At 73.3% G+C, this 25379-nt stretch carries 26 protein-coding genes and 6 tRNA genes; 25 read left to right on the forward strand and 7 right to left on the reverse strand.

The window, feature by feature from the left end; genetic code table 11:
* Positions 1–41 precede the first annotated feature (41 nt).
* Together E8D34_RS18470 and E8D34_RS18475 are read right to left on the reverse strand one after the other, a co-directional pair.
* Positions 42–476, reverse strand: a complete 435-nt coding sequence (locus tag E8D34_RS18470) for a DUF6325 family protein (protein ID WP_136596135.1) — start codon at positions 474–476, stop codon at positions 42–44.
* 125 nt (positions 477–601) lie between these two features.
* A complete protein-coding gene (locus E8D34_RS18475) occupies positions 602–1873 on the reverse strand; it encodes a helix-turn-helix domain-containing protein (protein WP_136596136.1) in 1272 nt (423 codons plus the stop codon).
* 159 nt (positions 1874–2032) lie between these two features.
* On the opposite strand from E8D34_RS18475, the gene E8D34_RS18480 reads away from it, so the two are divergent.
* The 8 genes from E8D34_RS18480 (at position 2033) to E8D34_RS18515 (ending at position 10659) form a co-directional block, all read left to right on the forward strand.
* Complete coding sequence (locus E8D34_RS18480) at positions 2033–2854, forward strand: ABC transporter ATP-binding protein (protein WP_240771455.1); 822 nt, start codon at positions 2033–2035, stop codon at positions 2852–2854.
* Positions 2851–3567 (forward strand): ABC transporter ATP-binding protein, encoded by a 717-nt coding sequence (locus tag E8D34_RS18485; RefSeq protein WP_136596137.1) that lies wholly within the window; start codon positions 2851–2853, stop codon positions 3565–3567. Before E8D34_RS18480 ends, E8D34_RS18485 begins: the two co-directional genes overlap by 4 nt.
* Before the next feature lie 33 nt (positions 3568–3600).
* A complete protein-coding gene (locus tag E8D34_RS18490; RefSeq protein ID WP_136596138.1) occupies positions 3601–4479 on the forward strand; it encodes a branched-chain amino acid ABC transporter permease in 879 nt (292 codons plus the stop codon).
* On the forward strand, positions 4479–5591 hold the full coding sequence (locus E8D34_RS18495; RefSeq protein WP_206056798.1) for a branched-chain amino acid ABC transporter permease: 1113 nt from the start codon (positions 4479–4481) through the stop codon (positions 5589–5591). The genes E8D34_RS18490 and E8D34_RS18495 overlap by 1 nt, the downstream gene beginning before the upstream one ends.
* Positions 5588–6943, forward strand: a complete 1356-nt coding sequence (locus tag E8D34_RS18500) for an ABC transporter substrate-binding protein (protein WP_136596139.1) — start codon at positions 5588–5590, stop codon at positions 6941–6943. Before E8D34_RS18495 ends, E8D34_RS18500 begins: the two co-directional genes overlap by 4 nt.
* Positions 6944–7049: 106 nt before the next feature.
* Positions 7050–8231 (forward strand): acyl-CoA dehydrogenase family protein, encoded by a 1182-nt coding sequence (locus tag E8D34_RS18505; RefSeq protein WP_136596140.1) that lies wholly within the window; start codon positions 7050–7052, stop codon positions 8229–8231.
* A 17-nt stretch (positions 8232–8248) separates the two neighbouring features.
* On the forward strand, positions 8249–9373 hold the full coding sequence (locus tag E8D34_RS18510; protein ID WP_136596141.1) for an alcohol dehydrogenase catalytic domain-containing protein: 1125 nt from the start codon (positions 8249–8251) through the stop codon (positions 9371–9373).
* A 161-nt stretch (positions 9374–9534) separates the two neighbouring features.
* Positions 9535–10659 carry a hypothetical protein gene (locus E8D34_RS18515; protein ID WP_136596142.1) on the forward strand — a complete coding sequence of 375 codons (1125 nt, stop codon included), beginning with the start codon at positions 9535–9537 and terminating at the stop codon, positions 10657–10659.
* Positions 10660–10712: 53 nt separating this feature from the next.
* On the opposite strand, the gene E8D34_RS18520 is transcribed toward E8D34_RS18515, so the two are convergent.
* Positions 10713–10784, reverse strand: a tRNA-Val gene (locus tag E8D34_RS18520).
* A gap of 71 nt (positions 10785–10855) precedes the next feature.
* Entirely contained in the window at positions 10856–11683 is an 828-nt protein-coding gene (locus tag E8D34_RS18525) for an aminotransferase class IV (RefSeq protein ID WP_136596143.1), read from the reverse strand.
* A 160-nt stretch (positions 11684–11843) separates the two neighbouring features.
* Here E8D34_RS18525 and E8D34_RS18530 point away from each other — a divergent pair.
* The 7 genes from E8D34_RS18530 (at position 11844) to E8D34_RS18560 (ending at position 14455) form a co-directional block, all read left to right on the forward strand.
* Positions 11844–11916 (forward strand) — tRNA-Gly (locus E8D34_RS18530).
* An 81-nt stretch (positions 11917–11997) separates the two neighbouring features.
* Positions 11998–12068, forward strand: a tRNA-Cys gene (locus E8D34_RS18535).
* 17 nt (positions 12069–12085) lie between these two features.
* A tRNA-Val gene (locus E8D34_RS18540) sits at positions 12086–12160 on the forward strand.
* Positions 12161–12259: 99 nt separating this feature from the next.
* Positions 12260–12335: transfer RNA gene (locus E8D34_RS18545), tRNA-Gly, on the forward strand.
* 98 nt (positions 12336–12433) lie between these two features.
* Positions 12434–12508 (forward strand) — tRNA-Val (locus E8D34_RS18550).
* A gap of 97 nt (positions 12509–12605) precedes the next feature.
* On the forward strand, positions 12606–13421 hold the full coding sequence (locus E8D34_RS18555; RefSeq protein ID WP_136596144.1) for an S-methyl-5'-thioadenosine phosphorylase: 816 nt from the start codon (positions 12606–12608) through the stop codon (positions 13419–13421).
* Positions 13418–14455: an NAD-dependent epimerase/dehydratase family protein gene (locus tag E8D34_RS18560; protein ID WP_136596145.1), complete on the forward strand. Its 1038-nt coding sequence runs from the start codon at positions 13418–13420 to the stop codon at positions 14453–14455. Before E8D34_RS18555 ends, E8D34_RS18560 begins: the two co-directional genes overlap by 4 nt.
* Positions 14456–14485: 30 nt before the next feature.
* On the opposite strand, the gene E8D34_RS18565 is transcribed toward E8D34_RS18560, so the two are convergent.
* Positions 14486–15802 carry a hypothetical protein gene (locus E8D34_RS18565; RefSeq protein WP_206056799.1) on the reverse strand — a complete coding sequence of 439 codons (1317 nt, stop codon included), beginning with the start codon at positions 15800–15802 and terminating at the stop codon, positions 14486–14488.
* A gap of 114 nt (positions 15803–15916) precedes the next feature.
* Between E8D34_RS18565 and E8D34_RS18570 the strand changes: the two genes are divergently transcribed.
* Genes E8D34_RS18570 through E8D34_RS18600 form a run of 7 tightly spaced genes read left to right on the forward strand, consistent with a single transcriptional unit; the run spans position 15917 to position 21417 of the window.
* The gene (locus E8D34_RS18570) at positions 15917–16573 is read left to right on the forward strand and encodes a glycosyltransferase family 2 protein (protein WP_136596146.1); all 657 of its coding nucleotides are present in this window, start codon (positions 15917–15919) and stop codon (positions 16571–16573) included.
* Positions 16570–17295, forward strand: a complete 726-nt coding sequence (locus E8D34_RS18575) for a DUF2064 domain-containing protein (protein WP_136596147.1) — start codon at positions 16570–16572, stop codon at positions 17293–17295. Before E8D34_RS18570 ends, E8D34_RS18575 begins: the two co-directional genes overlap by 4 nt.
* Positions 17292–17933, forward strand: coding sequence for a class I SAM-dependent methyltransferase (locus E8D34_RS18580; protein WP_136596148.1), 642 nt, complete (start codon positions 17292–17294; stop codon positions 17931–17933). Before E8D34_RS18575 ends, E8D34_RS18580 begins: the two co-directional genes overlap by 4 nt.
* On the forward strand, positions 17930–19141 hold the full coding sequence (locus E8D34_RS18585) for a molybdopterin-dependent oxidoreductase (RefSeq protein WP_136596149.1): 1212 nt from the start codon (positions 17930–17932) through the stop codon (positions 19139–19141). Before E8D34_RS18580 ends, E8D34_RS18585 begins: the two co-directional genes overlap by 4 nt.
* Positions 19138–19575: a hypothetical protein gene (locus E8D34_RS18590; RefSeq protein WP_136596150.1), complete on the forward strand. Its 438-nt coding sequence runs from the start codon at positions 19138–19140 to the stop codon at positions 19573–19575. The genes E8D34_RS18585 and E8D34_RS18590 overlap by 4 nt, the downstream gene beginning before the upstream one ends.
* On the forward strand, positions 19550–20278 hold the full coding sequence (locus tag E8D34_RS18595) for a response regulator transcription factor (RefSeq protein ID WP_136596151.1): 729 nt from the start codon (positions 19550–19552) through the stop codon (positions 20276–20278). Before E8D34_RS18590 ends, E8D34_RS18595 begins: the two co-directional genes overlap by 26 nt.
* Positions 20275–21417: a HAMP domain-containing sensor histidine kinase gene (locus tag E8D34_RS18600; protein ID WP_136596152.1), complete on the forward strand. Its 1143-nt coding sequence runs from the start codon at positions 20275–20277 to the stop codon at positions 21415–21417. The genes E8D34_RS18595 and E8D34_RS18600 overlap by 4 nt, the downstream gene beginning before the upstream one ends.
* 249 nt (positions 21418–21666) lie before the next feature.
* On the opposite strand, the gene E8D34_RS20930 is transcribed toward E8D34_RS18600, so the two are convergent.
* On the reverse strand, positions 21667–22035 hold the full coding sequence (locus tag E8D34_RS20930) for a hypothetical protein (RefSeq protein WP_168929528.1): 369 nt from the start codon (positions 22033–22035) through the stop codon (positions 21667–21669).
* 55 nt (positions 22036–22090) lie between these two features.
* Between E8D34_RS20930 and E8D34_RS18610 the strand changes: the two genes are divergently transcribed.
* Entirely contained in the window at positions 22091–23083 is a 993-nt protein-coding gene (locus E8D34_RS18610; RefSeq protein WP_168929529.1) for a GNAT family N-acetyltransferase, read from the forward strand.
* A gap of 33 nt (positions 23084–23116) precedes the next feature.
* On the opposite strand, the gene E8D34_RS20935 is transcribed toward E8D34_RS18610, so the two are convergent.
* A complete protein-coding gene (locus E8D34_RS20935; protein ID WP_168929530.1) occupies positions 23117–23275 on the reverse strand; it encodes a hypothetical protein in 159 nt (52 codons plus the stop codon).
* Positions 23276–23424: 149 nt separating this feature from the next.
* Here E8D34_RS20935 and arfB point away from each other — a divergent pair, with 149 nt between their 5' ends.
* Both arfB and E8D34_RS18620 read left to right on the forward strand, forming a co-directional pair.
* A complete protein-coding gene (gene arfB / locus E8D34_RS18615) occupies positions 23425–23880 on the forward strand; it encodes an alternative ribosome rescue aminoacyl-tRNA hydrolase ArfB (RefSeq protein WP_136596155.1) in 456 nt (151 codons plus the stop codon).
* Positions 23881–24016: 136 nt separating this feature from the next.
* Positions 24017–25363: a DUF1214 domain-containing protein gene (locus E8D34_RS18620; RefSeq protein ID WP_168929531.1), complete on the forward strand. Its 1347-nt coding sequence runs from the start codon at positions 24017–24019 to the stop codon at positions 25361–25363.
* The last annotated feature ends 16 nt before the right edge of the window (positions 25364–25379 follow it).

A 25379-nucleotide genomic window follows, 5' to 3' on the forward strand; every position in this document is an offset into this window, starting at 1 on the left:
GCCGTCGCTGAGTCGTCGTCGCTGAGTCGTCGTTGCGCCGGTCAGGTGGTCGCCCGGAGCGCGTCCAGGACCTCCTCGACCGCCTCCGCCGGGATCCGGATGCTGGCCGTGAGCTCGCCGTCGGAGCCGACGACAGCGTCGCGGAGGGGCTTGACCCACGTGTGCTCGAAGGCGAGGAGCGCTGCCGAGCTGCCGGGCTCGAGGTGCTCGGTCAGCGAGGTCACGTCCTCGTCGGAGAACAGTGCCTCGACCTGCTCGAACAGATTGGCGAGGGGCGCCAGGTCGGCCGACGCCGCGTCGTCCTCGTCGAGCTCGACGACGGTCAGCTCGCCGTCGTCGGCGCGGTGGGCGAAGACCGCGTCGACGATCGTGATCGTCCCGGCCTCCTGGAGGCGCTCGAGCTCGGGGATGATCGCACCGTTGAACCGGCTCCCCGGGAAGGTGAGCACCACTACCTCGACGGGACCAATGGACATCGTTGCCTCCTCGGTGACGGGCGCTGGCCGTCCCGATCCTGGCACGGCGACGGATGCTCCGCCAGGGTCGAGGGCCGCTGCGTGGAGTCGGTCGGTGGGGTCGCTGGGCGGCGCCCGGCCCGGCGTCACCCCAGCAGCGGGTCAGCGCCCACGTCACCTCGCCCGACGGCGATCAGCGCGAGCGCGAGCAGCAGCCGGTCGCGCGCCGAGTGCAGGTCCCGACCGGTGAGCTGCTCGATCTGCTGCAGCCGGTAGAGCACCGTGTTGCGGTGGCAGTACAGCTCCTCGGCCGTGCGGGTGGGCGAGACGTTGCACCTGATCAGCGTGGCCAGGGTCGTCAACAGCACCTCGGACTGGTGGTCGCCGAGCCCGAGCAGCGGCCCGAGGGTCTCCTGGACCAGCAGTGCCGACACGTCGGGGCTCGCGCTCAGCATGAGCTCGGGCAGACGGTCGCTGACCAGCACGACCTCGGCCTGTCCGCGCGGAATGGTCTGGGCCGCCCGGGTCGCGAGCTGGTAGGCCGAGGCGAAACCGACGATCCCGTCGGTGGAGAGCGCGACCCCGACCCTGCCCACGGCCGGGCGGAGCAGTGTGACCAGCTCATCGGGGGTGAGGCTGCCCATCGGCACCATCCCGAAGTGCGTGCCGCGCCGAACGTGCCAGAACGACCCGCGCCCGGCGCGCTCGAGCCGGTCGTCGGCGGCCCGCAGGGGCTCGTCGAGGGAGTCGTCGAGCGGCGCCGCGATGCAGGCGACGGGCTCGCCGGGAGTCACGCCGAGCACCGCGGCCGCCTCGGCCGCGACGGCCGGATCGGCCCCGCCACCGTCCACCAGCCGGTCCAGCAGGCCCTGCTGGCGGTGGTGGTCGCGCCGCGCCAGCCGCACGCTCTCGCGGCGGTGCGCGTCGATGACCACCGCGTTCTGCACGTCCAGATCGCGCCAGATCCGCTGGCCCGCCATCACCAGGAGGCCGTCGTCGAGGCCGAGGTCGGGGTCGTCCAGCTCGAGGAGCGCCTGCCACAGCACGCGGGCGCCGAGCGTGTAGGCGTTGAGCGTCAGCTCCAGCGAGACGCCCTGGCGGGCGCGACGGCGACCGGCGTCGCGCCACACGTCCGCGGGCCGATGGTCCCCGTCGGGCCGGCCCGCCAGGGTCAGCAGGCCGTGGCGGACATGTTCGCGGATGCTGTGGTGCACGTCGGCGAGGAGCTCCGGCGGCGCCTGCTCGAACCACTCGGGGTCGTTGTGGCGCAGGCGCGCGTTGATCGTGTCGGCGATCTCGTCGGTGTACGGGATCAGGGCCTCCCAACCGCGGCGGAGGCGCTCCTCCGCGGCGTCTGCACGGGCGGCGCGGCCGAGCACGCGGTGGGGTGGGCCGTCGGCTCCTAGTGCGCGTGACATGCGCCACAGCGTTGCACTGGTTGCACATTCCTGCCACCCCGATTGACCGGATCGATGCGGATTGCCCGATGGATCTTGTGCGGTGCGTCCATATCGGGTCTTTGTGCACCTCGTCCAGAGTGATGCACGCCACAGCAGTCTGTCGATCGAGGAGCCACGGTGCCCACAGCAGGAACGGTGCCAGCAGCAACGGCCACGCCGGTGTTCGCCATGAGCGGGGTGACCGTCACCTTCGGAGGCCTCACCGCGCTGAGCGAGGTCGACCTCGAGGTCGCACCGGGCCAGGTCCTGGGGGTGATCGGCCCGAACGGCGCCGGCAAGACCACGCTCTTCAACGTCGCCTGCGGCTTCACCCGGCCCGACACCGGCACGCTCGCCTGGCAGGGTGCCGACGTGACGGGGGTCCGGCCGCACCGGCTGGCCGGTCTCGGCATCGCGCGCACGCTGCAGGGCCTGGGTCTCTTCAACGGGATGACCGTGCTGGACAACGTCGTGGTCGGACTGGACCGCGCCGCGCGGGCCGGGTTCTGGTCCGGGCTGCTCGCGCTGCCGCGCAGCTCCCGGGACGAGCGCCGACTCCGTGAGCGGGCGATGGCCACGCTCGACGAGCTCGGCATCGCCGAGCACGCCCGCCGCTACCCCGGAGCCCTGCCGTACGCGCTGCGCAAGCGGGTCGCGCTGGCCCGCGCCCTCGTCGCCGATCCCGATCTGCTGATGCTGGACGAGCCGGCCAGCGGCCTCTCCGAGGAGGAGATGGAATCCCTCGGCGCGCTCATCACGAGCCTGCGGGATCGGATGTCGGTGATGCTCGTGGAGCACCACATGGACCTGGTCATGAACGTCTGCGATCGGCTCGTCGTGCTCGACTTCGGGCGGGTGATCGCCCGTGGCGCCCCGGCCGAGGTGCGCGACGACCCGGCGGTGCTGGCGGCCTACCTGGGCGTCGACGCGCACGGGCACGACGCGGAGGGGGACCGATGAACGCGCTCACCGTCAGCGACCTCACGGTCGCCTACGGCCCGGTCCGGGCACTGGACGGGGTCTCCTTCGAGGTCGCCTCCGGCTGTGTCACCGCCGTGCTCGGCGCCAACGGCGCCGGCAAGACGACGCTGCTCCGGACGCTGTCCGGGCTCGTCCGCCCGAGCGCCGGTGTCGCGCACCTCAGCGATCGCGACCTGCTGCGCACCCCGGCGGAGGAGATGACCCGCACCGGCCTCGCCCACGTGCCCGAGGGGCGTGGCGTCATCGCCGAGCTGACGGTGCGCGAGAACCTGCGTCTCGGCGTGCTCGGCGCGCGTCGTACCGGCCGGCGCCGGGCCTTCGACGTGGACCGGATCTACGACCTCTTCCCGGTGCTCGGTGAACGGCGCGACCAGGTCGCGCACACGCTGTCGGGCGGGGAGCGCCAGATGCTCGTGATCGGGCGTGCGCTGCTCGCCGAGCCGCGGATCCTGCTGCTGGACGAGCCGTCCCTGGGCCTGGCGCCCCGGATCGTGGCCCAGATCTTCGCGCTGCTGCGGAACCTGGTCGACACCGAGGGCCTGACGGTGCTGCTGGCCGAGCAGAACGCCCGGAGCGCGCTGTCCATCGCCGACCGCGGGCTGGTGCTGGGCCTCGGACGCGTGGTCGCCGACGAGCCGGCGCACGTGCTGGCCGATGACGTCCGGGTCCGCGACGCCTACCTCGGCAACTGAGCACGGCTGCTTGCCGACAAGAGAGGACAGACGGTGCAACAGTTCCTGACCACGACGCTGAGCGGCCTGACGCTCGGCTTCGTGTACGCCGCCTTCGCGCTGGCGCTGGTGATGATCTGGCGGTCCACCCGGATCGTGAACTTCGCCCAGGCGCCGATGGCGATGCTGACGACCTACGTCGCGCTGACGGTCATCGACGCGGGCTACTCCTACTGGATCGGGTTCGGCTCGGCGCTCGTCGTGGGGTTCGTGCTGGGGGTCGCGGTCGAGTGGCTGGTGGTGCGCCGGGTGGACCACTCGGTCGAGCTGAACCCGGTGATCCTCACGCTCGGCCTCTTCATCGTCTTCCACTCGGTGGCGGCGCTCGTCTTCGGCTCGCAGTTCCGGTCGTTCCCCGCCCCGTTCGGGGTGCGCGGCTTCGAGGTGGGGGACACCACGATCGCGCTGACCGGTTTCGGCATCTTCACGATCCTCGCGGTGCTGGCCACCCTGGTCCTGCTGCTCCTGCTCTTCCGGTTCACCGACGTGGGCCTGCGGATGCGCGCGTCGGCGTTCAACGCCGAGGTCTCCCGCCTGCTGGGGGTGAAGGTCGGCCGGATGCTCAGCCTCGGCTGGGCGCTGGCCGCCGTGGTCGGCTCGCTGTCGGGCCTGTTGATCGCCGGTGGGGGCCTGGTGCATCCCTCCTACATGGACCCCGTGGTGGTCTACGGCTTCGTCGCCGCCGTGCTGGGCGGGTTGGACAGCCCGCTCGGCGCCGTCGCCGGCGGGCTGATGCTCGGCCTCTGCCTGAGCTTCGTCAGCGGGTACCTGGGCTCGGAGCTGGTCGCGATGGCCGCGCTGCTGGTGCTGGTCGCCGTGCTGCTGGTGCGGCCCGGCGGTCTCTTCGCCAGCACCGCGCAGAGGAGGGTCTGATGACGATGCGCATCGTCGGCGCCGCCCGGGAGTCCGTGCTGGCGCGTCACCTCGTCACCGGCCTGGTCGCGGCCGCCCTCGGGATCGTGGTGCTCAGCCTGGTCGGCGAGTTCCGCGCGACCCAGCTCGCTTCGATGGCCTACCTGGGGATCGCCGCCGCAGGCCTCACCGTGCTCACCGGCCTCAACGGCCAGCTCTCGCTGGGCCACGGCGCGTTCATGGCGATCGGCGCCTACACCGCGGCGCTGTGCCTGCAGGAGGCCGAGCCCGTGGCGCCGCTCCCGGTGATCCTGCTGGCCGCCACCGCGGCCGCGGTGATCGTGGGTGCGGTCGTCGGCGTCGCCGCCGCTCGGCTGCACGGTCCCTACCTCGCCGGCGCCACCCTGGCTCTGGCCGTGGCCGTGCCGGGACTGGCGATCTTCTGGGACGGCACCTTCGGTGGCGAGCAGGGGCTGACAGTACGGGTGCCGGACGCGCCCGCCTGGTTCGCCGACGCGGTCTTCTACCTGACGGCGACGGACCCGACCCGCGGCCGCTACACGGCGTACGTCGCCTGGCTGGCCCTGGTGGGCGTCGTCGTGCTGCTCGCGAACCTGTCCCGGTGCCGCGTGGGGCGGACCTGGCGGGCGGTGCGCGACGACGAGGTCGCCGCGGAGCTCGCCGGGATCAACCTGGCCCGCAGTCGCGTGCTCGCCTTCGTGGTCAGCGCCGCCTGCGCCGGCCTCGCCGGTGCGCTGATGGCGCTGGTGGTCCGGATCGCCGCGCCCAGTGGCTTCACCCTGACGCTGTCGCTGACGTTGGTCGCCGCGATCGTCCTCGGGGGTCTCGGCAGCCTGATCGGCGCGCTGGTCGGCGCCGCGCTGCTCACCTTCCTGCCGCAGCTGGTCACCCAGCTCGGCGGCGGCCTCGGCCTGGACGACGTGCAGTCGGCCGAGCTCGCCCCGCTCGTCTACGGCGTGGTCATGGTGCTGGTCATCCTGCTCGCGCCCAACGGCCTCGTCGGGTCGCTGCGCGGGTGGCGCCACCGCCGCGCGCTGCGCGCCGCGGCGAAGCACGACAGCGAACGAACGACAACACCCACCCACCACGCAACCGAGAGGGCACGAGCATGAACCGATCCACCACCACCCGACGATCCTGGCGGCCGGCCGCGGCAGCGGCCGCCGTCCTGGCGGCCAGCACCGCGATCTCCGCCTGCGGGGCCGGCACGGACCGGGAGAGCTCCGAGGAGTCGACCGGCAGCTCGGTCGGCGTCACCGACGACACGATCAAGATCGGCGGGCACTTCCCGCTGACCGGCGTGGCCGCCCCGGGCTACAGCGAGATCCCGGCCGGCGCCCAGGCCTACTACGACTTCGTCAACGCGAACGGCGGCGTCAACGGCCGCCAGATCGAGTTCCTGGTCAAGGACGACGCCTACGACCCCACCAAGACCAGCTCGGTCACCAACGAGCTCGTGCTCCAGGAGGAGGTCTTCGGCATCGTCGGCGGTCTCGGTACGCCGACCCACGGCGCCGTCGTGGACTTCCTCAACGACGAGGAGGTGCCGGACCTGTTCGTCTCCTCGGGCTCGCGCCAGTGGGGCGAGACGCCCGACCAGTACCCCTTCACCTTCGGCTGGCAGCCCGACTACGTGATCGAGGGCAAGGTCATCGGCCAGTACATCGCCGAGAACCTGCCGGACGCCAAGGTCGGCCTCTTCCTCCAGGGCGACGACCTGGGCGAGGACGGCGAGGCCGGGATCCGGCAGTACGCCGACGGCCAGATCGTCGAGACCGTGACCTACACGCCGGGCAACACCGACATCGCCCCGCAGATCGCGAAGCTCCAGGCCGCTGGCGCGGACCTCGTGGTCGGCTTCAACGTGCCGTCGTACACGGCCCTCTCCCAGCTGGTCTCGCTCAAGCTCGGCTTCCAGCCGCAGTGGATCTACAGCAACATCGGCTCCGACCCCGACCTGGTCGGGTCCCTGCTGGCGGACTTCTCCGAGGGCGCCGTCAAGGACGGCGCGGCGCTCCTGGGCGGCGTGATCACCACCGAGTACATGCCCGGGATCGGCGACGACGACGCGTGGATGCAGCTGTGGGAGAAGGTCTGGGACGAGCAGGGTGGCAAGGGCGACCTGACCAACTACAAGATCTACGGCATGGCGGAGGCCTACACCTTCGTCCAGGCGCTGCAGGCGGCCGGTGAGGACCTGACCCGCGAGGGCATCGTCTCGGCGATCGAAGAGGTCGGCTCCACCTTCGAGGGTCCCGGCTACGGCCCGTTCCGCTACTCCGCGGACTCCCATCTCGGCCTCTCCGGCATCCAGGTCGTCGAGATCGAGGGCAGCGGCGCCAGCAAGGCGCTGACCCCGGTGCTGGTCACGGACCTGGGCGACGCGCCGATCGAGGAGGACGACTCCGCTGCCGGCGACGCTCCGCCGGCGAGCGGCCTCCCCGAGGTCGAGCCCGCCAGCTGACCTGCCGACCGCGCCGGCTGCCGTCGCGAGCCGACCCGGCTCGCGACGGCAGCGGCGACACCCAGGGCGAACCAGAGGCGACCGAGAGGCGAACGAGAGGACTGCGATGGACCTGAACCTGACCGACGAGGAGCGCGAGATCCGCCAGTGGGTGCGTGCGTTCGTGACCAAGGAGATCCTGCCGCTGGAGCCGGAGGCTCTGGCCCGGGAGCGGAAGAACGAGCGCGGCGTCACCCCCGAGGAGATGCGCGACCTCCAGGACAAGGCCAAGCAGGCCGGCTTCTTCGGGGTGCAGACCCCGGAGGAGTACGGCGGGATGGGGCTCGGCGCGGTGATGACCGCGCTGATCGAGATCGAGCTCGGGCGCTCGTTCATCCCGTTCCGGTTCGCCGGCGAGGCGGACAACATCCTCTTCGACGCCAACGAGGAGCAGCGGGCGCGCTACCTCGTGCCGACGATCGAGGGCGACCGGCGCTCGTGCTTCGCGATCACCGAGCCCGGCGCCGGCTCCGACGCCCGGGCGATCCGGACCTCCGCCGTACGCGACGGGGACGAGTGGGTGATCAACGGTGAGAAGACCTTCATCACCGGCGGCAACGAGGCCGACTTCACGATGGTCTTCGCCGTGACGGACCCGGAGAAGCACCGGGCCGGGATGTCGGGTGAGTCGGTCACCTGCTTCCTGGTCGACCGGGACCAGGGCTGGCGCTCCGAGATGATCGACACCATGGGGGAGTGGGGACCGGCGTCGCTGGTCTTCGAGGACGTACGCGTGCCCCACTCGGCGATCCTCGGCGAGGAGGGGCGCGGGTTCGCGATGGCGATGCGCTGGATCGGCAAGGGGCGCTACCTCCTGCCGGCCCGCGCCCTGGGGGCCTGCGAGCGCCTGGTGGAGATGGCGATGGACCACGCCCGCAACCGCGTCACGTTCGGCAAGCCGATCGCGGAGCGGCAGGCGATCCAGTGGATGGTCGCGGACTCCGCGGTCGAGATCGAGGCGCTGCGCTGGCTCGTCCTCGGCGCTGCCTGGCAGGTCGACCAGGGCAACGACTCCCGCCAGGCGCAGTCCATGGCCAAGCTCTACGGCGGCACCCGGGCCAACGAGATCGTGGACCGGATGCTCCAGGTCCATGGCGGCATGGGCTACACCCGCGAGCTCCCGGTCGAGCGCTGGTACCGCGAGCTGCGGCTGCTGCGGATCTACGAGGGCACCGACGAGATCCAGCGGCGCACTATCGCCCGCAACCTGCTGCAGGGCTACGCCTCCGTGCGTGGTCACCTCGGCTGATCGGTGGGGTGCGCGCGATGAGGATCACGGGGGCCGTGCTGCGGCACGCGCCGGCCGAGGCGCCGTACGCCGAGAGCACGCCGCTCGAGGTGGGCTCCCTCGACCTGTCCGAGCCGGGGCCGGGTGAGCTGCTGGTACGCATCGAGGCGGCCGGCGTGTGTCACTCCGACCTCTCGGTGATCGACGGGAACCGGCTGCGGCCCACCCCGATGCTGCTCGGTCACGAGGCGGCCGGCGTGGTGGAGGTCGTCGGAGAAGGCGTCCGGGACGTCGCCGTCGGCGACCATGTGGTGCTGGTCTACGTGCCCAGCTGCGGGTCGTGCCGATTCTGCTCCTCGGGGCGCCCCGCGCTGTGCCCGGCGGCGGTGGTCGCCAACACCGCCGGCGACCTGGTCGGCGGCGGCTCGCGGCTGAGCCAGGAGGGCGAGGAGGTCCGCCACCACCTCGGCGTCTCCGCCTTCGCCTCGCACGCCGTCGTCGACCGTTCCTCGGCCGTGGTGGTGGACCGCGACGTGCCGCTGGGCACGGCGGCGCTCTTCGGGTGCGCCATGCTGACCGGCTACGGCGCGGTGACCCGCACCGCCGGTGTCGCGCCGGGGGAGTCGGTGGCGGTCTTCGGCCTCGGCGGCGTCGGTCTCGCTGCGGTCATGGGGGCCGCGGCGACCGGGGCCTGGCCGGTCGTCGCCGTCGACCCCGTGCCGGAGAAGCAGAAGCTGGCGCTGGAGGTCGGCGCCAGCCACGCCTGCGCGCCCGAGCAGCTGGACGCCCTCCTCGAGGAGATCGCCCCGGAGCGGTTCGACTGGGCCTTCGAGGCCGTCGGTTCTGCGCGGGTCTTCGAGGCGGCGTACGCCGTCACGGGGCGGGGCGGCGGCACGGTCTCGATGGGGCTGCCGCATCCGTCGGCGACCCTTCAGCTGCCGGCGCTGAGCATCGTCGCGGAGAACCGGCGGGTGCTCGGCTCCTACATGGGGTCCGCCCGCCCCGCCGTCGACATCCCCGCGATGATCGGGCTGTGGCGGGCAGGCCGGCTCCCGGTCGACCGGCTGATCTCGGACGAGCTCCCCCTGCGGGACGTCAACCGCGCCATGGACGAGCTCGCCACCGGGAGGGCCGTGCGGCAGGTGCTGCGTCCCCACGCGTGACGCCGCGCTGTCGCCGGCGTCCACCAGACACCCGCGGGCCGAGGAGGCACGCCCTCGGTCCGCGGGTCACCACCTCGGGGTCTCGCCCGGAGACGGCGTGCGGGCGCGATTTCCCCGAACTCGACCATGCACGCCGGCTCCCGATGTGGTGTTGTCGGGAGATGGTGGTGCCGAGGCGCCGCATCGTGGTGGCGCTCACCGTGCTGATCTTGCTACTGCTGGCGGCGGTGGTGCGCGACCCGGTGGCCGCGGAGGTCCCGGATCCACAGCCCGAGGCCGGGTGGGGGGTCAACGGCACGGTGCGGGCGACCGCCATCGCCGGCGACGTCGTGGTCGTGGGCGGCTCGTTCAGCGCCGCCGTCGCGCCCAACGGCGCCACCACCCCGCGCCAGAACCTCGCTGCGTTCGACCGCACCACGGGCGCCCTGCTGCCCTGGCGCGCCGATGCCAACTACACGGTGCGGGCGCTCACCACCGACGGCACCACGGTCTGGGTCGGTGGCGAGTTCACCCGCATCGGGGATGTCAGCGTGCAACGCGGCGCGCGCCTCGACCCGGTGACGGGGGAGGTCGACCGGTCGTTCGTGCTCGGGGCGGACCGGGTCGTGTACGCGCTCGACGTGCGTGGCTCGCAGCTCTTCGTCGGTGGTTCGTTCATCGCTCTGCGCGGCGCCCGGCACGTCCGGGTCGCTCAGGTCGACGCCGCCACGGGGGAGCCGTCGAGCCAGTTCCGGGGCATCGCCAACGCGCCGGTGCTCGGCGTCGCCGCGTCGCCGACCTCTGACGTGCTCTACCTCGCCGGCCAGTTCAGTCGCCTGAACGGCGTCGATCGGGCCGGGATCGGGGCGGTCTCGGCGACCACCGGCGCCACCACCGGGCCGTCGTTCAGCCGGTCGGTCCGACCTTCGCTCGGCGTCGACGTCAGTGACGACGGCAGCCGGATCTTCGGCGCCGGCGGGGGGCAGGCCAACTCGATCTCGGCCTGGACCACCGGTGACGGCGCACGGCGGTGGGCGATGACGGCGATGGGCGACGTGCAGGCGGTGCGCTACTACGACGGCGACGTCTACTTCGGGTTCCACGAGGGCTTCCGCAACGACACCAGCGTCAGGCTGCTCGTCGCGGACGCCGTCTCCGGGGCCCTGGACAACTCGTTCCGCCCGTCCTTCAACCAGTTCTGGGGCGTGCGGGCGATCGACGCGACCGCCGGCGGCGTGGTCGCGGGCGGCCAGTTCACCTGGGTCAGCGGCACCCGCGCGAACTACTACGTCCGGTTCATGCCCTGACGTCGATCGAAAAACGCTCGAGGGCCGCACGTCTCCGTGCGGCCCTCGGTCTGTGGGCGATACTGGGTTCGAACCAGTGACCTCTTCGGTGTGAACGAAGCGCGCTACCACTGCGCCAATCGCCCGTCATCGCTGTCGGTTTCCGACTGCGAAGAGGACTGTAGCCCATGGGCCGTCCACTCTTCACATCGGGGGGTCAGCGGTCGAGGCCGAGCAGCTCCTGCTCCCGCTCGCGCCAGCGCCGGGCCGCCGCCGCGGTGACCGGACCGGGTGCGGGCAGCTCGCGCTCGTCCCACCGTCGGACCGCCTGGACGTCGCGGGTGGTCGAGGCCAGGAAGATCTCGTCGGCGACGGACGCCACCTCGATCGGCTCGTCCACCTCGCGCGCCCCGAACCACTCGATCACCAGGTCGCGGGTGACGCCGGCGAGGCAGCCGCTGGCCAGGGTGGGCGTGCGCAGCTCGCCGTCCACGACGTAGAAGACGTTGCTGCCGGTCCCCTCGCACAGGTGGCCCTGGAGGTTGGTGAAGACCGCCTCGCTCGCGCCGTGCTCGGCCGCGCGGGCCAGCGCGACCACGTTCTCGGCGTACGAGGTGGTCTTGAGGCCGGCCAGGGCGCCACGCTCGTTGCGCGGCCAGGGGACGGTCACCACCGACGTGGTGGAGGGGGCGGGCTCCATCGCTGCGGCCACCACCACGACCGTGAGCGGGTCCGTGCCGCGGCCCGATCCCAGGGGGGCGTTGCCGCCGGTGACGGTGATCCGGAGGCGGCCGAGTGCGAGGTGCTCCTGGGCGAGGACCGCGACGACACCCGCGCGGACGTCGTCGACGTCGAGGCCCACCAGCCCGAGTCCGGCCGCCGAGCGCTCGAGGCGGGCGAGGTGGCGACCCAGGGCGAACGGCAGCCCGTCGACCACCTTGACCGCCTCGAAGACGCCGTCGCCGACGGTGAAGCCGTGGTCGGTGACCGGGACCGCCGGACCGGTCGCGTCGGGCAGGAGGTCTCCGTTGATCCACGCGTGCATGGGCTCAAGCCTAGGAGGGTCGGCGTGGGGCGCCGCCCGCGGTCCGGTGCCGCCGGCGACGCCCCGAGGGACCCCCCGTTTTTGCACGATCCTGGGGATCCGCTAATGTTCTCGACGCAGCAGCAAGCCGGCCGGAAACGGGCGGCGAACCGGTTGCGATGCGGACGTAGCTCAGTTGGTAGAGCGCAACCTTGCCAAGGTTGAGGTCGCGAGTTCGAGCCTCGTCGTCCGCTCGGAGAGGTCAGATCCACTGGCTGACCAGGGGTCAGCCTGGCTCCGGATGAGAATCCGGGTCCAGGGACTGGCATCTGCGCGGTGGGTTGGCCGAGAGGCGAGGCAACGGACTGCAAATCCGTGTACACGGGTTCAAATCCCGTACCCACCTCGAATAACTAAAGACTTGGGCGATTGGCGCAGCGGTAGCGCGCTTCCTTGACACGGAAGAGGTCACTGGTTCAAACCCAGTATCGCCCACCACTCTTCACGCGAGATCCCGCCCGGTTCCGGGCGGGGGACGCAGTCCAGGGGAGGGACCTGGAAGACGCTGGAACCGGTCGAGAGGCCGGCCACGGCAGTGCGGACGTAGCTCAGTTGGTAGAGCACCACCTTGCCAAGGTGGATGTCGCGAGTTCGAGTCTCGTCGTCCGCTCCAAGGCCCCGCTCGGAACGGCATGACCGATCCGGGCGGGGCTGGGTCAATTTCCTCCGGGGCCGTCGCTGAGCCGGCCGCTGGACGGGGGAGACCGTCCCGGGCGATTGGCGCAGCGGTAGCGCGCTTCCTTGACACGGAAGAGGTCACTGGTTCAAACCCAGTATCGCCCACCACCATCGGTCGACGATTGCGACGGCTGATTCCTTACGAGGCGCGAAACGGCGCCCCGAACGGCTCCCCAGACGAGGCATTTCTTGCCAGAGTCGCGGGGTGAGCACTCCCATCGCCGAGGTCGCGGTCATCGGCGGCACCGGCTTCTACCGGTTCCTGGACGAGGCGACCCACGTCGACGTCACGACGCCGTACGGCGCCCCGTCGGCGCCGGTCGCGATCGGCAGACTGGCCGGGCGCAGCGTCGCCTTCCTCCCACGCCACGGCGAGCACCACGACTTCCCGCCGCACGCGATCAACTACCGGGCCAACATCTGGGCGCTGGCGGCGCTCGGCGTACGGCAGGTGCTGGCGCCGTGCGCGGTGGGCGGCCTCGGCACGAGCGTGTCGCCGGGCGACCTGGTGGTCCCCGACCAGCTCGTGGACCGCACGTCGGGCCGGGTGCAGACCTACGTGACCTCCGGCGCCGTGCACCTGCCGTTCGCCGACCCCTACTGTCCCGGCGTCTCCGCGGCGCTGGCGGCCGACGGTGCCGTCACGGCCGGCGGCACGATGGTGGTGATCGAGGGACCCCGGTTCTCGACCCGGGCGGAGTCGCAGGGGTACGCCGCGGCCGGCTGGTCGCTGGTCAACATGACCGGCCATCCCGAGGCGGTGCTGGCCCGGGAGATGCGGCTCTGCTACGCCACGTTGGCCCTGGTCACCGACATGGACGCCGGGGAGTCGGTGGGCCAGGGCGTGGGTCAGGAGGAGGTCTTCGCCCTGTTCCGCGCGAATCTCGAGCGGCTCGGCGACCTGCTCGGCGGGGCCATCGGGCGGCTGCCGGACCCGACGGGGTGCAGCTGCTCCGCCTGGGCCGACGACATCGAGCTCACGTACGAGATCCCGAGCGAGATCCCCAGCGAGATCCCGTGAGGGTGCTGCTCACCGGCGCGGCCGGCTTCATCGGCGGCGCGGTCCGCGACGCCCTGCACGCGGCCGGCCACGAGGTGGTCGCGGTGGACCTGATGCTGCCGCAGGCGCACGGAGCCGCGGCGGCGCCGGCCGGCGTGCACCGCCTGGACGTGCGGGCCGCCGACGCGTGGACCGAGCTGCTCGGTGGGATCGACGTGGTCTGCCACCAGGCGGCGGTGGTCGGGGCGGGCACGACGGTCGCCGACCTGCCGCTCTACGCCTCGCACAACGATCTCGGCACCGCCGCGCTCCTCGCCGCCATGCACGCCGCCGGCGTGGACCGCCTGGTGCTCGCCTCGTCGATGGTCGTCTACGGCGAGGGTCGCTACGCCTGCGCCGATCATGGACGTCAGCGACCCGGTCCCCGACCGGTCGAGGCACTCCGCCGAGGAGAGTTCGACCCCACGTGCCCCGCCTGTGGACGTGCCCTGACGTGGGAGCTCGTGCCCGAGGACGCGCCGATGGACCCGCGCAGCTCCTACGCGGCGAGCAAGGTCGCGCAGGAGAACTACGCCGCTGCCTGGGCCCGCCAGGCGCCGGGCGCGGTCGTCTCGCTGCGCTACCACAACGTCTACGGGCCGGGCATGCCCCGGGACACGCCGTACGCCGGGGTCGCGGCGATCTTCCGCTCCGCGCTGGCGCGCGGCGAGGCACCGCGGGTCTTCGAGGACGGCGGGCAGGTGCGCGACTTCGTGCGGGTCGACGACGTGGCGGCGGCGAACCTCGCGGCCGTGGAGGCGGTGGCCACCGCGGCCCCGGGCTGGTGCGACGCCTTCAACGTCTGCTCCGGGCATCCCGTCACCATCGCCGAGGTCGCCCGCCTGCTCGCCGGTGACCGCGGGCCACGCCCGGAGGTCACCGGCGAGTTCCGGGCCGGCGACGTCCGGCATGTCGTGGCCTCCCCGGAACGGGCCGCTCGGGTGCTCGGGTTCACCGCGCGCACCGCTCCGGCCGTCGGCATCCCCGCGTTCGCGACGGCCCCGCTGCGCGCCTGATCCGCAGCGGCTCGGGCCGAGGAGGATCCGTCACCAGAAGGTGCTGACCAGGTGCTGCACCAGGAGCGCCGTCGCCACCTGCAGGGCGAGCGCGGGGCGCAGCCATCGGTCGGGCAGCCCGGCGAGGCTGAGCGTCAGCCACGGCACGAACGGCAGCCAGATCCGCTCCACCTCCGCCTTGCTCATCAGCGAGAGGTCGGCGACCAGCACCGCGGCCAGCGCACCCAGCACGAGCCAGCGCGCGGGGCGCTCGACCGCGCCGAGCCGGGTCAGCCCGGCCGCGACGGCGGGGCCCGCGGTCGTCACCAGCAGCGCCAGGTTGGCCCACAGCCAGTAGCTCGCGGGACGGTCGGCGGCGATGCCGTCCCAGTACCGCTCGCGCAGCACGGGGAAGGCCTCCCACCACGCGAAACCGGCGACCGCGAAACCGAGGACGACCGCACCGGCGGCCGCAGCGCAGGGCAACAGCGGGCGCCAGCTCCGCGCTGCGACGAGCACTGTCACCGCGACCGCGGCGAAGAGCACCAGGCCGTAGGACAGCATCACGAGACAGCCGTAGCCCACCCCTGCGGCGGCGGCCCAGGCGAGAGCGGGAATCCCGGTCCGGGTGGCCGCCAGCGCCAGCAGCAACGTGGCCCACGCGGCGACCGCCGCCATCACGGCGTCCGCGGAGACGGCCAGGGTGACCGCCGCGGGGGTCAGCACCAGGAACGGGGCCGCCCGCCGCGCGGTGGCCGCCGCGCCGAGGGTCCGCAGCGTCAGCAGCACCGCCGGCGGGATCGTCGCTGCCAGCGCGGTGACGACCAGCGCCGCGGCGAGGTCGCCGCCGAGGCCGACCCGGACCAGTCCCACGAAGAACAGCAACATGCCCGGCGGGTGCCCGGCGACGTGGATCGCCCAGTTGTCCGGGGCGTCGGACGGGATGCGGTCGACGTAGGTGCGCAACAGCGCCGGGACGTCGTCGACCGCCCGCGCGGTGGGCAGGTACTCCGACCAGTGCCCGAGCACCCGGGTCAGTCCGTCCGGGCCGTCGACGAGGGCGAGGGCCAGCAGCCAGCCGAGTCCGACGACGTAGGCGACCGCCAGCAGCGCTCCGAACCTCAGCCGATCGGCGAGCCGACCGCCGAGCACCACGCCGAGAACGGCCAGCAGCAGTGCCGGTGCGGTCCCGGGCCCGACCCGCGCCCGCTGGTCGCCATGCCATGGCGGGAAGTTCTCGCTCAGGGGGATGCGTGAGGATCGGGCGTGCACGTTCCAGCCGGTCAGCGCCGGCACCGCGATGGCCGCGACGACCACCGCCAGCGCGACGGCCAGCGCGATCCAGGGGGCATGGCGGCGACCGATCACGCCTGGGAGCCTAGGGTCGCGGTCCACCGCGCCGCCCCGCCCGCGGGCGATGTCACCGGTTCGTAAGCAGCCAGCGGGCGACGTCCGGGGCCGACCGTGCCTAGCGTGGGGTGCATGGCCCGAGCAGACCTGATCCTCCCGTGCCGCGACGAGGCCGCGGCACTGGAGCGGCTCCTGCCCCTGGTGCCCGAGGTCCTCCGGGTGGTCGTGGTGGACAACGGCTCCACGGATGGCACGGCGGAGGTCGCCAGGCGGTACGGCGCGACCGTGGTGCACGAGCCGGAGCCGGGGTACGGAGCCGCCGTCGCTGCGGGGCTGGACGCGGCCGAGGCCGACATCGTCGCCTTCATGGACGGCGACGGCTCCTTCGACCCGACCGAGGTGCTCCCGCTGGTGGATGCCGTCGCCGCCGGCGCGGTGGACCTGGCCGCCGGGCGCCGCCGTCCGGTCCGGCGAGGCACGTGGCCCTGGCACGCCCGCCTCGGCAACGACCTCGTGGTGCGCTGGCTGCGCCGCCGCACCGGCTTCCCGCTGCACGACCTCCCGGCGATGCGGGCGTGCCGTCGCGAGGCCCTGGTGGCGCTGGGGGTGCACGACCGCCGGTTCGGCTATCCGGTCGAGCTGATGCAGGCCGCGGTCGCAGCGGGCTGGCGCTTCGCCGAGTACGACGTGCGCTACCTGCCGCGCGCGGAGGGCACGCGGTCCAAGGTGTCCGGCTCGGTGCGGGGGACGGTGCGCGCCGCGCGCGACTTCTACCGGGTACTGGCATGAGCGCGGCCGGATGGGCGTCGCCGCCGGTGGCGGTGCTGGTGGTCGCCAAGGCCCCGGTGCCGGGTCAGGTGAAGACGCGGCTCGCCACCGACCTCGCGGCCTCCGGTGCGGGCCGGCTGGTCGGCCGGTGGGCGGCCCGGGCCGCGGCCGACCTCGCGGCGCTCGCCCTGCTGGACACGATGCACGCCTGCGGCGGATTCGCAGCGCCGGAGCGCCGGCATCTCGCGCTCTCCGGCACGTTGGAGGACGGGACGCACGGCGGGGAGCTGCGGCGAGCGCTGGCCGGCTGGCAGGTCCGGCCGCAGCTCGGCGCCGACTTCGCCGACCGCCTGGCCGCCGCGCATGCCGGGACGCCCGGGCCGGCCGTGCAGATCGGCATGGACACCCCGCAGGTCACCGCTGCCGACCTCGCGGCGGCCGGCGCGCTGCTCGAGGGGGCGGACGCCGTGCTCGGCCCCGCCGCGGACGGTGGCTGGTGGCTGCTGGGGCTGCGGGACCCGCGTGACGCGCAGTGCCTCGTCGGGGTGCCGATGTCGACCCCGGAGACCGCGGCGAGGACCGAGGACGCGTTGCTGGCGAGGGGACTGACGGTCGCCCGTGCGCACGTGCTGCGCGACGTCGACCGGGCCGTGGACGCCGACGCGGTCGCGGCGGAGTCGCCGGACACCCGCTTCGCCGCGGCCTGGCGGTGCTGGCAGAAGATCGCCGAGGTGGCGCTGTGAACCGCGAGACGACGTTCACCGCCGCCTTCACGCGGGCGCTGCGCGGCGGTGCCTGCTCGGTCGTCGGCCTCGACCCGGGGCCGGCGGCGGTGCCGACCGCCCGCTGGACCGCCGACGCCGACGACGACGATCGCGAGATCCTGGACCTGTGCCACGGGCCGACGCTCGACATCGGCTGCGGCCCGGGGCGGATGGCCGAGGAGCTGGCCGTCCGCGGGCAGGTCGTCCTCGGGATCGACGTGGTCGCCGAGGCCGTGCACCAGACGATCCGGCGCGGCGCGAGCGCGCTGCGGCGCGACGTCTTCGGCACGGTCCCCGCCGAGGGGCGCTGGCACACCGCGCTGCTCGCCGACGGCAACATCGGGATCGGCGGCGACCCGGAGGCGCTGCTGCGCCGCACGGGCGCCCTGCTGACCGAGCGGGGCCGGATCGTGGTCGAGGTCGCCGAGCCCGGAGTGCCGGCACGAGCGGTGTGGGCGATGCTGGAGTGCGAGGGACAGCGCAGCCGCCCGTTCCGATGGGCTGTCGTGGGCACCGACGACATCGGCCGCCTCGCGGCGCCGGCGGGTTTCGGGCTCGACCTGCTGCGCCGCATCGGCCAGCGCTGGTGCGCGGTCCTGGTCCGGGAGCCGGCATGACGGCGCCCGAGCCGACACCGGTGCCGAGCCCCGTCCCACGTGGGCCGCGGCCCGGCGTGGAGGAGCGCTTCACCTCCCGGCTGCGCAGCGCCGCCGTCGCGGCCCGGGTCGGCCTGTGGCTCGGCGTCTGCTTCGGCGTCGCGTTCCTGACCGGACTGCTCAGCCACTACGCGCAGGTGCCGGACCAGCCGGTCGCCTTCCCGACGGTGCCGGTGTGGGGCTACCGGGTGTCGCAGGGCATCCACGTCGCCGCCGGCAGCGCCGCCGTCCCGCTCCTCCTGGTGAAGCTGTGGACGGTCTACCCTCGCCTCTTCGAGGCCCTGCCGCGCCCGCTGACGCGCCCCTCGCGCGCGCTGCTGGCCACCTCCCTGGAGCGGGGCTCGATCGCCGTGCTGGTCGCCAGCGCGATCTTCCAGCTGGCCTCCGGCCTGGTGAACATCACGCAGTGGTATCCCTGGGGCTTCTCGTTCCGGACGTCGCACTACGCCCTCGCCTGGGTGGCGATCGGGGCGCTGGTCGTCCACGTGGCGGTGAAGCTCCCGGTGATCCGGGACGTGCTCGGCGCCCCGCTCGAGGCGTCCGCCCACGACCGCCCGACGGCGACCGGGCCCGGGCCGGTCTCCCGGCGGACGCTGCTGCGGGGCACGTGGGCGGCCGCCGGCGCGGCGGTGCTGCTCACTGCGGGCGCCACCGTTCCGTGGCTGCGCCGCGTCTCGGTGCTCGCCGTGCGGACCGGTGAGGGGCCGCAGGGCGTGCCGGTCAACCGCTCCGCCCGTGCCGCGGGCGTCACCGCGGCGATGGGCGGGGCGTCGTACCGGCTGGAGGTGGTGCGGGGCGACCGCGTGGTCAGCCTGAGCCGCGCCGACCTGGCCGGTCTCGCGCAGCGCTCCCGGACCCTGCCGATCGCCTGCGTCGAGGGCTGGAGCGCCTCGGGCACGTGGACCGGCGTTCCGGTGCGGGCGCTCCTGGACCTGGTCGGCGCACCCGCCGGCGGCGACGTCCGGGTGGTCTCCCTGCAGACACGCCGGGCCAATGCGGTGACGGTGCTGCCGGGCAACTTCGCGGACTCCCCGGACGCGTTGCTCGCGCTGTCGCTGAACGGGGAGCCGCTGTCGCTCGACCACGGCAGCCCGGCGCGGATCATCGCGCCGGACCGCCCCGGCGTCCTGCAGACCAAGTGGGTCACCCGGCTGGAGGTGCTCGCATGACCCGGCTGCTGCTCGGGGCCGCGGGCGTGCTGCTGGCGGCGTACGGCGCCGTGCTGCTGCTGACCCGGTCCGAGGTCGACCAGCTGGTCTCACTGGTGGCCTGGCTGGCCGGCGGTGTGCTGGTGCACGACGCGATCCTGGCGCCGCTGGCGATCGCGGTCGCCTGGGTGGCGGCGCGGCTCCTGCCGACCTGGGCGCGCGGTCCCGCCGCCGTCGCGGGCCTGCTGATCGGCACGCTCACGCTCCTCGCGGTGCCGGTGCTCGGTGGCTGGGGACGGCGGGCCGACAACCCCAGCCTGCTGGACCGCGACTACTGGGCGGGATGGCTGCTCGTGGTCGCGGTGGTGGTCGTCGGCGCCGTGGTCGCCGCGTTGGTCGTACGCTCGCGTCAGAGGTCGGGAGGTGCAGATGGCCAGCGTGCTCGTCGTGGATGACGATCCGACGGTCCGCGAGGTGGTGGCGACCTACCTGCGCGCCAACGCGCACGAGGTGACCGAGGCGGAGGACGGGGAGGCGGCCGTCGAGGCGATGGCCCGGCGTCCGGCCGACCTGGTGGTGCTGGACCTGATGCTGCCGGGCATCGACGGGCTGGAGGTGTGCCGCCGGATCCGCGCCACGCGGGAGGTCCCGATCATCATGCTCACCGCGCTGGGCGACGAGGTGGACCGGGTCACCGGGCTGGAGGTGGGGGCCGACGACTACGTGAGCAAGCCGTTCAGCCCCCGCGAGCTGGTGTTGCGCGTGGAGTCGGTGCTGCGCCGCACCTCCGGGCGGGAGCCCGGGCTGCCGGACCTGCTGCGGGACGGCGACCTCGTCGTGGACCACCTGCGCCGCGAGGCGACCCGGGCGGGGGAGCGGTTGGTGCTCACCGCCCGCGAGTACGACCTGCTGCGCTACCTCGTGGCGCACCCGGGGATCGCCTTCTCGCGCGACGACCTGCTGGAGTCGGTGTGGGGGTGGTCGATCGGGGACCGGTCGACGGTCACGGTGCACGTGCGTCGCCTGCGCGAGAAGGTCGAGGACGATCCGACCAGCCCGGTCCGGCTGGTCACGGTGTGGGGGATCGGCTACCTGTGGGAGGCGGCCGAGTCGGCCTCGTCGGCGGCGCTCCCGGTGACCGGGGCGGAGCCCCGATGACCGGCGAGGTCCAGCTCGAGATCCTGCTGGTCGCCGCGGGCTGCGCGCTCGCGGTGGGTCTCCTCGGGCTGGTGGCGAGCTGGTTGCTGCGGGATCGGTCGCTGCGCTGGCAGCTGACGGTGATCGCCCTGGTGGCGGTGGCGGCGCCGTACGCGGGACTGGTCGCCGTCACCCAGCGGATGTTCATCTCCGGGCACGACCTGACCGTCGCCATGTACGTCGGGTCGGTGTCCGCCGCGGTCTCGCTGCTGGTGGTGCTGGCGCTGGGCACCGTGATCAGCCGGCGCGTCGGGGTGTTGCGCAGCAATGTCCTCCGGCTCGGCGCGGGTGGTGGCGACCTGGATCCGCCGAGCGGGCCGAGCGAGTTCCGGGCGCTGAGCGAGGCGCTCGCCGAGACCCAGTCGGAGCTGGAGGCCTCGCGGGTCCGTGAGCAGCGCCTCGACCAGTCGCGGCGGGAGCTCGTCTCCTGGGTCTCCCACGACCTGCGCACGCCGCTGGCGGGGATGCGGGCGATGGCCGAGGCGCTCGAGGACGGGATGGCGGTCGACCCGGACCGCTACCTGGCGCAGATCCGCAGCGATGTCGACCGGATGTCGCTGATGGTCGACGACCTGTTCGAGCTCTCCCGCATCCATGCCGGCGGCCTCGTGCCGCAGGTGGAGTCGGTGCTCCTGCGCGACGTCGTGAGCGAGGCGATCGCGAGCGCGGATCCCGTCGCCCGCACCAGGAACGTGAGTCTCGGCGGTCACGTCGCCGACGGGATCAAGGTGTCGGCGGACCCCGCGGCCCTCTCCCGGGCGATCTCGAACCTGGTGATCAACGCGATCCGGCACACGCCGGAGGCGGGGGCGGTCCAGGTGCGCGCGGAGCCGACGGCGGACGGCGTCGAGCTCAGCGTGATCGATCAGTGCGGCGGCATCCCCGCGGCCGACCTGGCGCGGGTCTTCGAGGTCGGCTGGCAGGGTTCGGCGGCCCGCACACCGGGGGAGTCGGGGGTGGGCCGCGCCGGGCTGGGCCTGGCGATCGTCCGCGGCATCGTCGAGGCCCACCGCGGGGCCGTCAGCGTGGAGAACCTCGCCCCCGGCACCGGCTGCCGCTTCCTCATCCGGCTGCCCGTCGCCGGAGCCCCCGGCGCCTGAGGGCGGGCGAGCGGCTCAGGGATGGCTGAGGCGCCCGGCCGCGCGCCGACGATGGACGAGCCAGTGGTGGCGGGCGACGCCGAGGAGCGCCACCACGACGATCGTGGCCCACAGGATTCCGGCGATGGTGTACACGTCCGTGCGACGCGCGGGCCGGGGATCAGGTTGCCTCCGGGGCGTGTCGGCCGCCGCGACAGCGGCGACCCGTCAGGTCAGGACCCACCACCGTCAGGTCAGGACCCACCACCGTCAGGTCAGGACCCACCAGGTGCCGATGATCCCGGGCACCACGCCCAGCAGCAGCCACCAGGACAGCATCGGTCGCCGGTTGAGTGCGAGGACGCCGGCGATGCCGCCGACCGCGAACGCGGCACCGATCACGTTGAGGCCGATCTGAGCGTCGATCCGGTCGGTGTTGACGTGGTCGGCGGCCAGGATCAGGCCCCCGGTCATGTGCAGGATCGTGGTGATGATGATCGCCGAGATCACGCGTCGCTGCACGGTCTCGAGGCGCTTGACCGCCTCGGGGTCGGGCTTCTTGCGGGGCGCGTTCGGGTCCATCAGGTGGCGCCGGCGCGGGGCCGGCGTCCGGGGGTTCCCTCCCTGCACGGTGCTCACGGTCGACAGTTTATTCGCTGGCGGCCATATCCCCCAGGGGGCATGCTGGGTTGTCATGCATGTCACTCCGTTCGGCCCCGACGACGCCTCCGCGCTCGAGCGGTGGGCGACCCTCACCAACGCGGTCGCCGCGGTCGACGCGCCCTGGGCGTTCCCGGTGACGCCTGCGGAGGGCGCCGGCCGATTCCGGCACGGCTGGGACGGCGAGCCCTCGACGCCCTACCTGGCGCGGGTCGACGGCGAGGTCGTCGGCTGGGGCTCGGTCAGCGTCAGCGAGTACGACAACCTGGACCTGGCCTGGCTCGGCGTCGCCGTGCATCCGGCGTACCGGCGACGAGGGCACGGCTCCACCCTGCTGGCGGAGCTGGTCGAGGCGGCGCGCGCGCTCGGCCGCACCAGCCTCGGCATGGACGGCTGGGAGTCGGCGGCCGGTGCGGCGTTCGCCGAGCGACACGGGTTCGTGGCCAAGCAGTCCACCATCAACCGGCGGCAGCTGCTGGCCGACGTCGCCTGGGCCGAGCTGGACCGGAGGTACGACGACGCGCTGCCGCACGCCCGCGACTACGCGATCGAGCGCTGGGCGCCGCCCACCCCCGAGGGCCTCCTGCCTGCTCTGGCGGAGCTGACGTCGGCGATCAACGACGCGCCCACCGACGGCCTCGACGTGGAGGACGAGGTCTACACGGCCGACCGGGTGCGTGCCTACGAGACCGCCACCCGCGGCCGGGGCGAGCGGATGTACCGCGTCGTCGCCCGTCACGTGCCGACCGGCGGGCTCGCCGGACAGTCCGTGGTCGCCGTCGAGATCGACCATCCGGAGCGGGGCCACCAGCACGACACCTCGGTGGTCCGATCGCACCGGGGACACCGCCTCGGCCTGCTGCTCAAGGCGGAGATGCTGCGCTGGCTCCGGGAGGAGGAGCCGGACCTGGCCACGATCGACACCTGGAACGCCGAGTCGAACGATCACATGATCGGCGTCAACGAGCTGCTCGGCTACCGGGTGATGGGTCGGGAGATCGCCTACCAGCGGCCACTGACGGGGTGAGCCGCGGCGAGGGCCGCGCCCGGTGACGTCGCGCTACTGGTAGCGGTCGAGGCGGCTGGTGTGGGCCTGGATCGTGCCTTCGTCCGCGCGGGCCGCTCGAATGCCTCGCCGCCGGTCCCGGATCGGTAGCGCCACCAGCACTGCCAGGAGCAGCACGCCGCTGACGCCCGCCACGATGCCCAGGAGGACCATGTCCCCACCGCCTCTCTTGCTCGCTCCCATCCTGGCAGCGCAGCACGGCGCAGTGGGCCGTTCCGGCCGCCTGCGGCAAAGTTGGCTGCGGCGGCACTGTGGAAGGGCGCGGCGACGGGCGCGGCGGCGCAGGCGATAGCGTCGGTTTCATGAGCGAGCCCGGACGTGACCTGGTGGTGCCCCCGGGCCCCGGGCTGCCTTCGGGGGCGACGATTCCCGCGTCCGAGCTGACCGAGCGGTTCTCCCGCTCGCCGGGGCCGGGCGGGCAGTCCGTCAACACCACCGACACCCGGGTCGAGCTCCTCTTCGACCCGAGCGCGTCGACGGCCTTCACCGACACCCAGCGCGCCCGGCTGCTCCGCAACCTGGGCGAGTCGATGACCCGCGGCCAGGTCTCGGTGGTCGCCTCCGAGCACCGCTCCCAGCTGCGCAACCGGGCCGCCGCGCGGGAGCGCCTCGCGGCGCTGCTGCGCGCGGCCGCGGCGCCTCCGCCGCCCCCGCGCCGGCCGACGAAGCCGTCGCGCGCCTCCCAGCGCCGGCGCGTGGAGGCGAAGAAGCAGCTGGGGCGCACCAAGGCACTGCGCGGCCGCGTCCGGGACGACTGAGCGTCCGCCACGCTTGACACCTCGCGGTGGTGGGGTGAGGCTCGAGGGCGGAGACGACGGAGTCCGATCCCGCGGAGGCGCGATGCTCGACATCAGGAGGTCTCCGGCCGGACGCTGGTTGGCCGGAGCGGCAGCGATGGCCCTGGCCGTGACCCTCGGCGGCGTCCCGCGCGGCCCAGCGGCGGCGTACCCGCCCGGTGACGTCGGCGCGACGACGGAGCAGTACGTCGAGACGTTCTACCCGCTCTGGTTCACGAACCTCCAGTTCGCCCTGGCGCCGAAGAACAAGTTCATCGGACCCGACCGGATCTCTCCGATCTACCAGTCGGTGGTCGCGATCAACGACGACACCCTCTACGCCAGCAGCCCGATCGACACCAGCGACGGACCCGTCCACATCCGGGTTCCGGCGTCCCGGCGGGTCGGCTACTCGGTTCTGCTGCTCGACGCGTTCGGCAACGTCTACGACTCCCCGGTGCCGTCGAAGGCGGCCGGCATCCGGATGCCCGCGACGCGCTACACGCTGGTCGGTCCCGGCACCGGCGCGCGGGTCCCGCCGCGGGCCGCAGTGCTGCCCTACGACTTCATGTTCATGATCTTCCGCGCCGACAAGTTCAGCGGCGAGGCGGACCTCACCACGCAGGCCGAGGCGTTCCGGCGCCGGCTGCGGATCAATCGCGAGGCCACCGCGGTCGTGCCCGAGCGCGACTACGCGACCCCGTTCAAGCTGATCGCCGACCGGCGGGCCAACAACCGGCCGATCGCCTTCCTCCGCGGCCTGCAACGCGCCGTGGCCTCACCGATCCACCCGCCGCTCCCGGCGGCGGACCAGCAGCTCGTCGAGGAGTTCGACGCCGCGTTCGGCGACGGCCGCGACCTGAGTCCGGAGGAGCGGGCCGCGTTCGCCGATGCCACCCGCACGGCGCACGCCGCGATCGTGGCCAACTACCTCGACCACCGCGGCGCGACCAACTGGACGCACTTCACCAACATCGGCGACTGGGGGACGGCGGTGCTGGACCGCTCCTCGATCACGGAGTTCTGCCAGTACTGCAACGGCATCTCCACCGCCGCCTATTACCACGCGTTCTACGACGTGGCCGGTGAGCCGCTGGTCGGCGCCACCCGCGGCGGCTACGTCATCAACTTCGCGGCTCCCGGCAGCGCGAACGGCATGACGCCCGATGCGTCCCGGTTCTGGTCGCTGACCGCCTACACGCCGCGGAGCGTCGAGCTGATCCCCAACCGCGCGAACAAGTACGTCGTGGCGCGCTACACCCCTGGACTGACCTACAACGGCGACGGCTCGCTCACCGTCCACATCTCCCGCGTCAAGCCGGCAGGGGTGCCCGCGGCGAACTGGTTGCCGGTCCGCCGGCGCCAGTTCAACGTGATGCTGCGCGTCTATGGCGTCGTCGCGGGCAGCACCGTCGCCGAGAACACCTACCTGCCCCCGCCGATCACCCCCGCCGCGACGCCGTAGCCCGCAGCCCGGGTGG

This window comes from Nocardioides sp. GY 10113, assembly GCF_004919105.1.
Lineage (GTDB): Bacteria > Actinomycetota > Actinomycetes > Propionibacteriales > Nocardioidaceae > Nocardioides.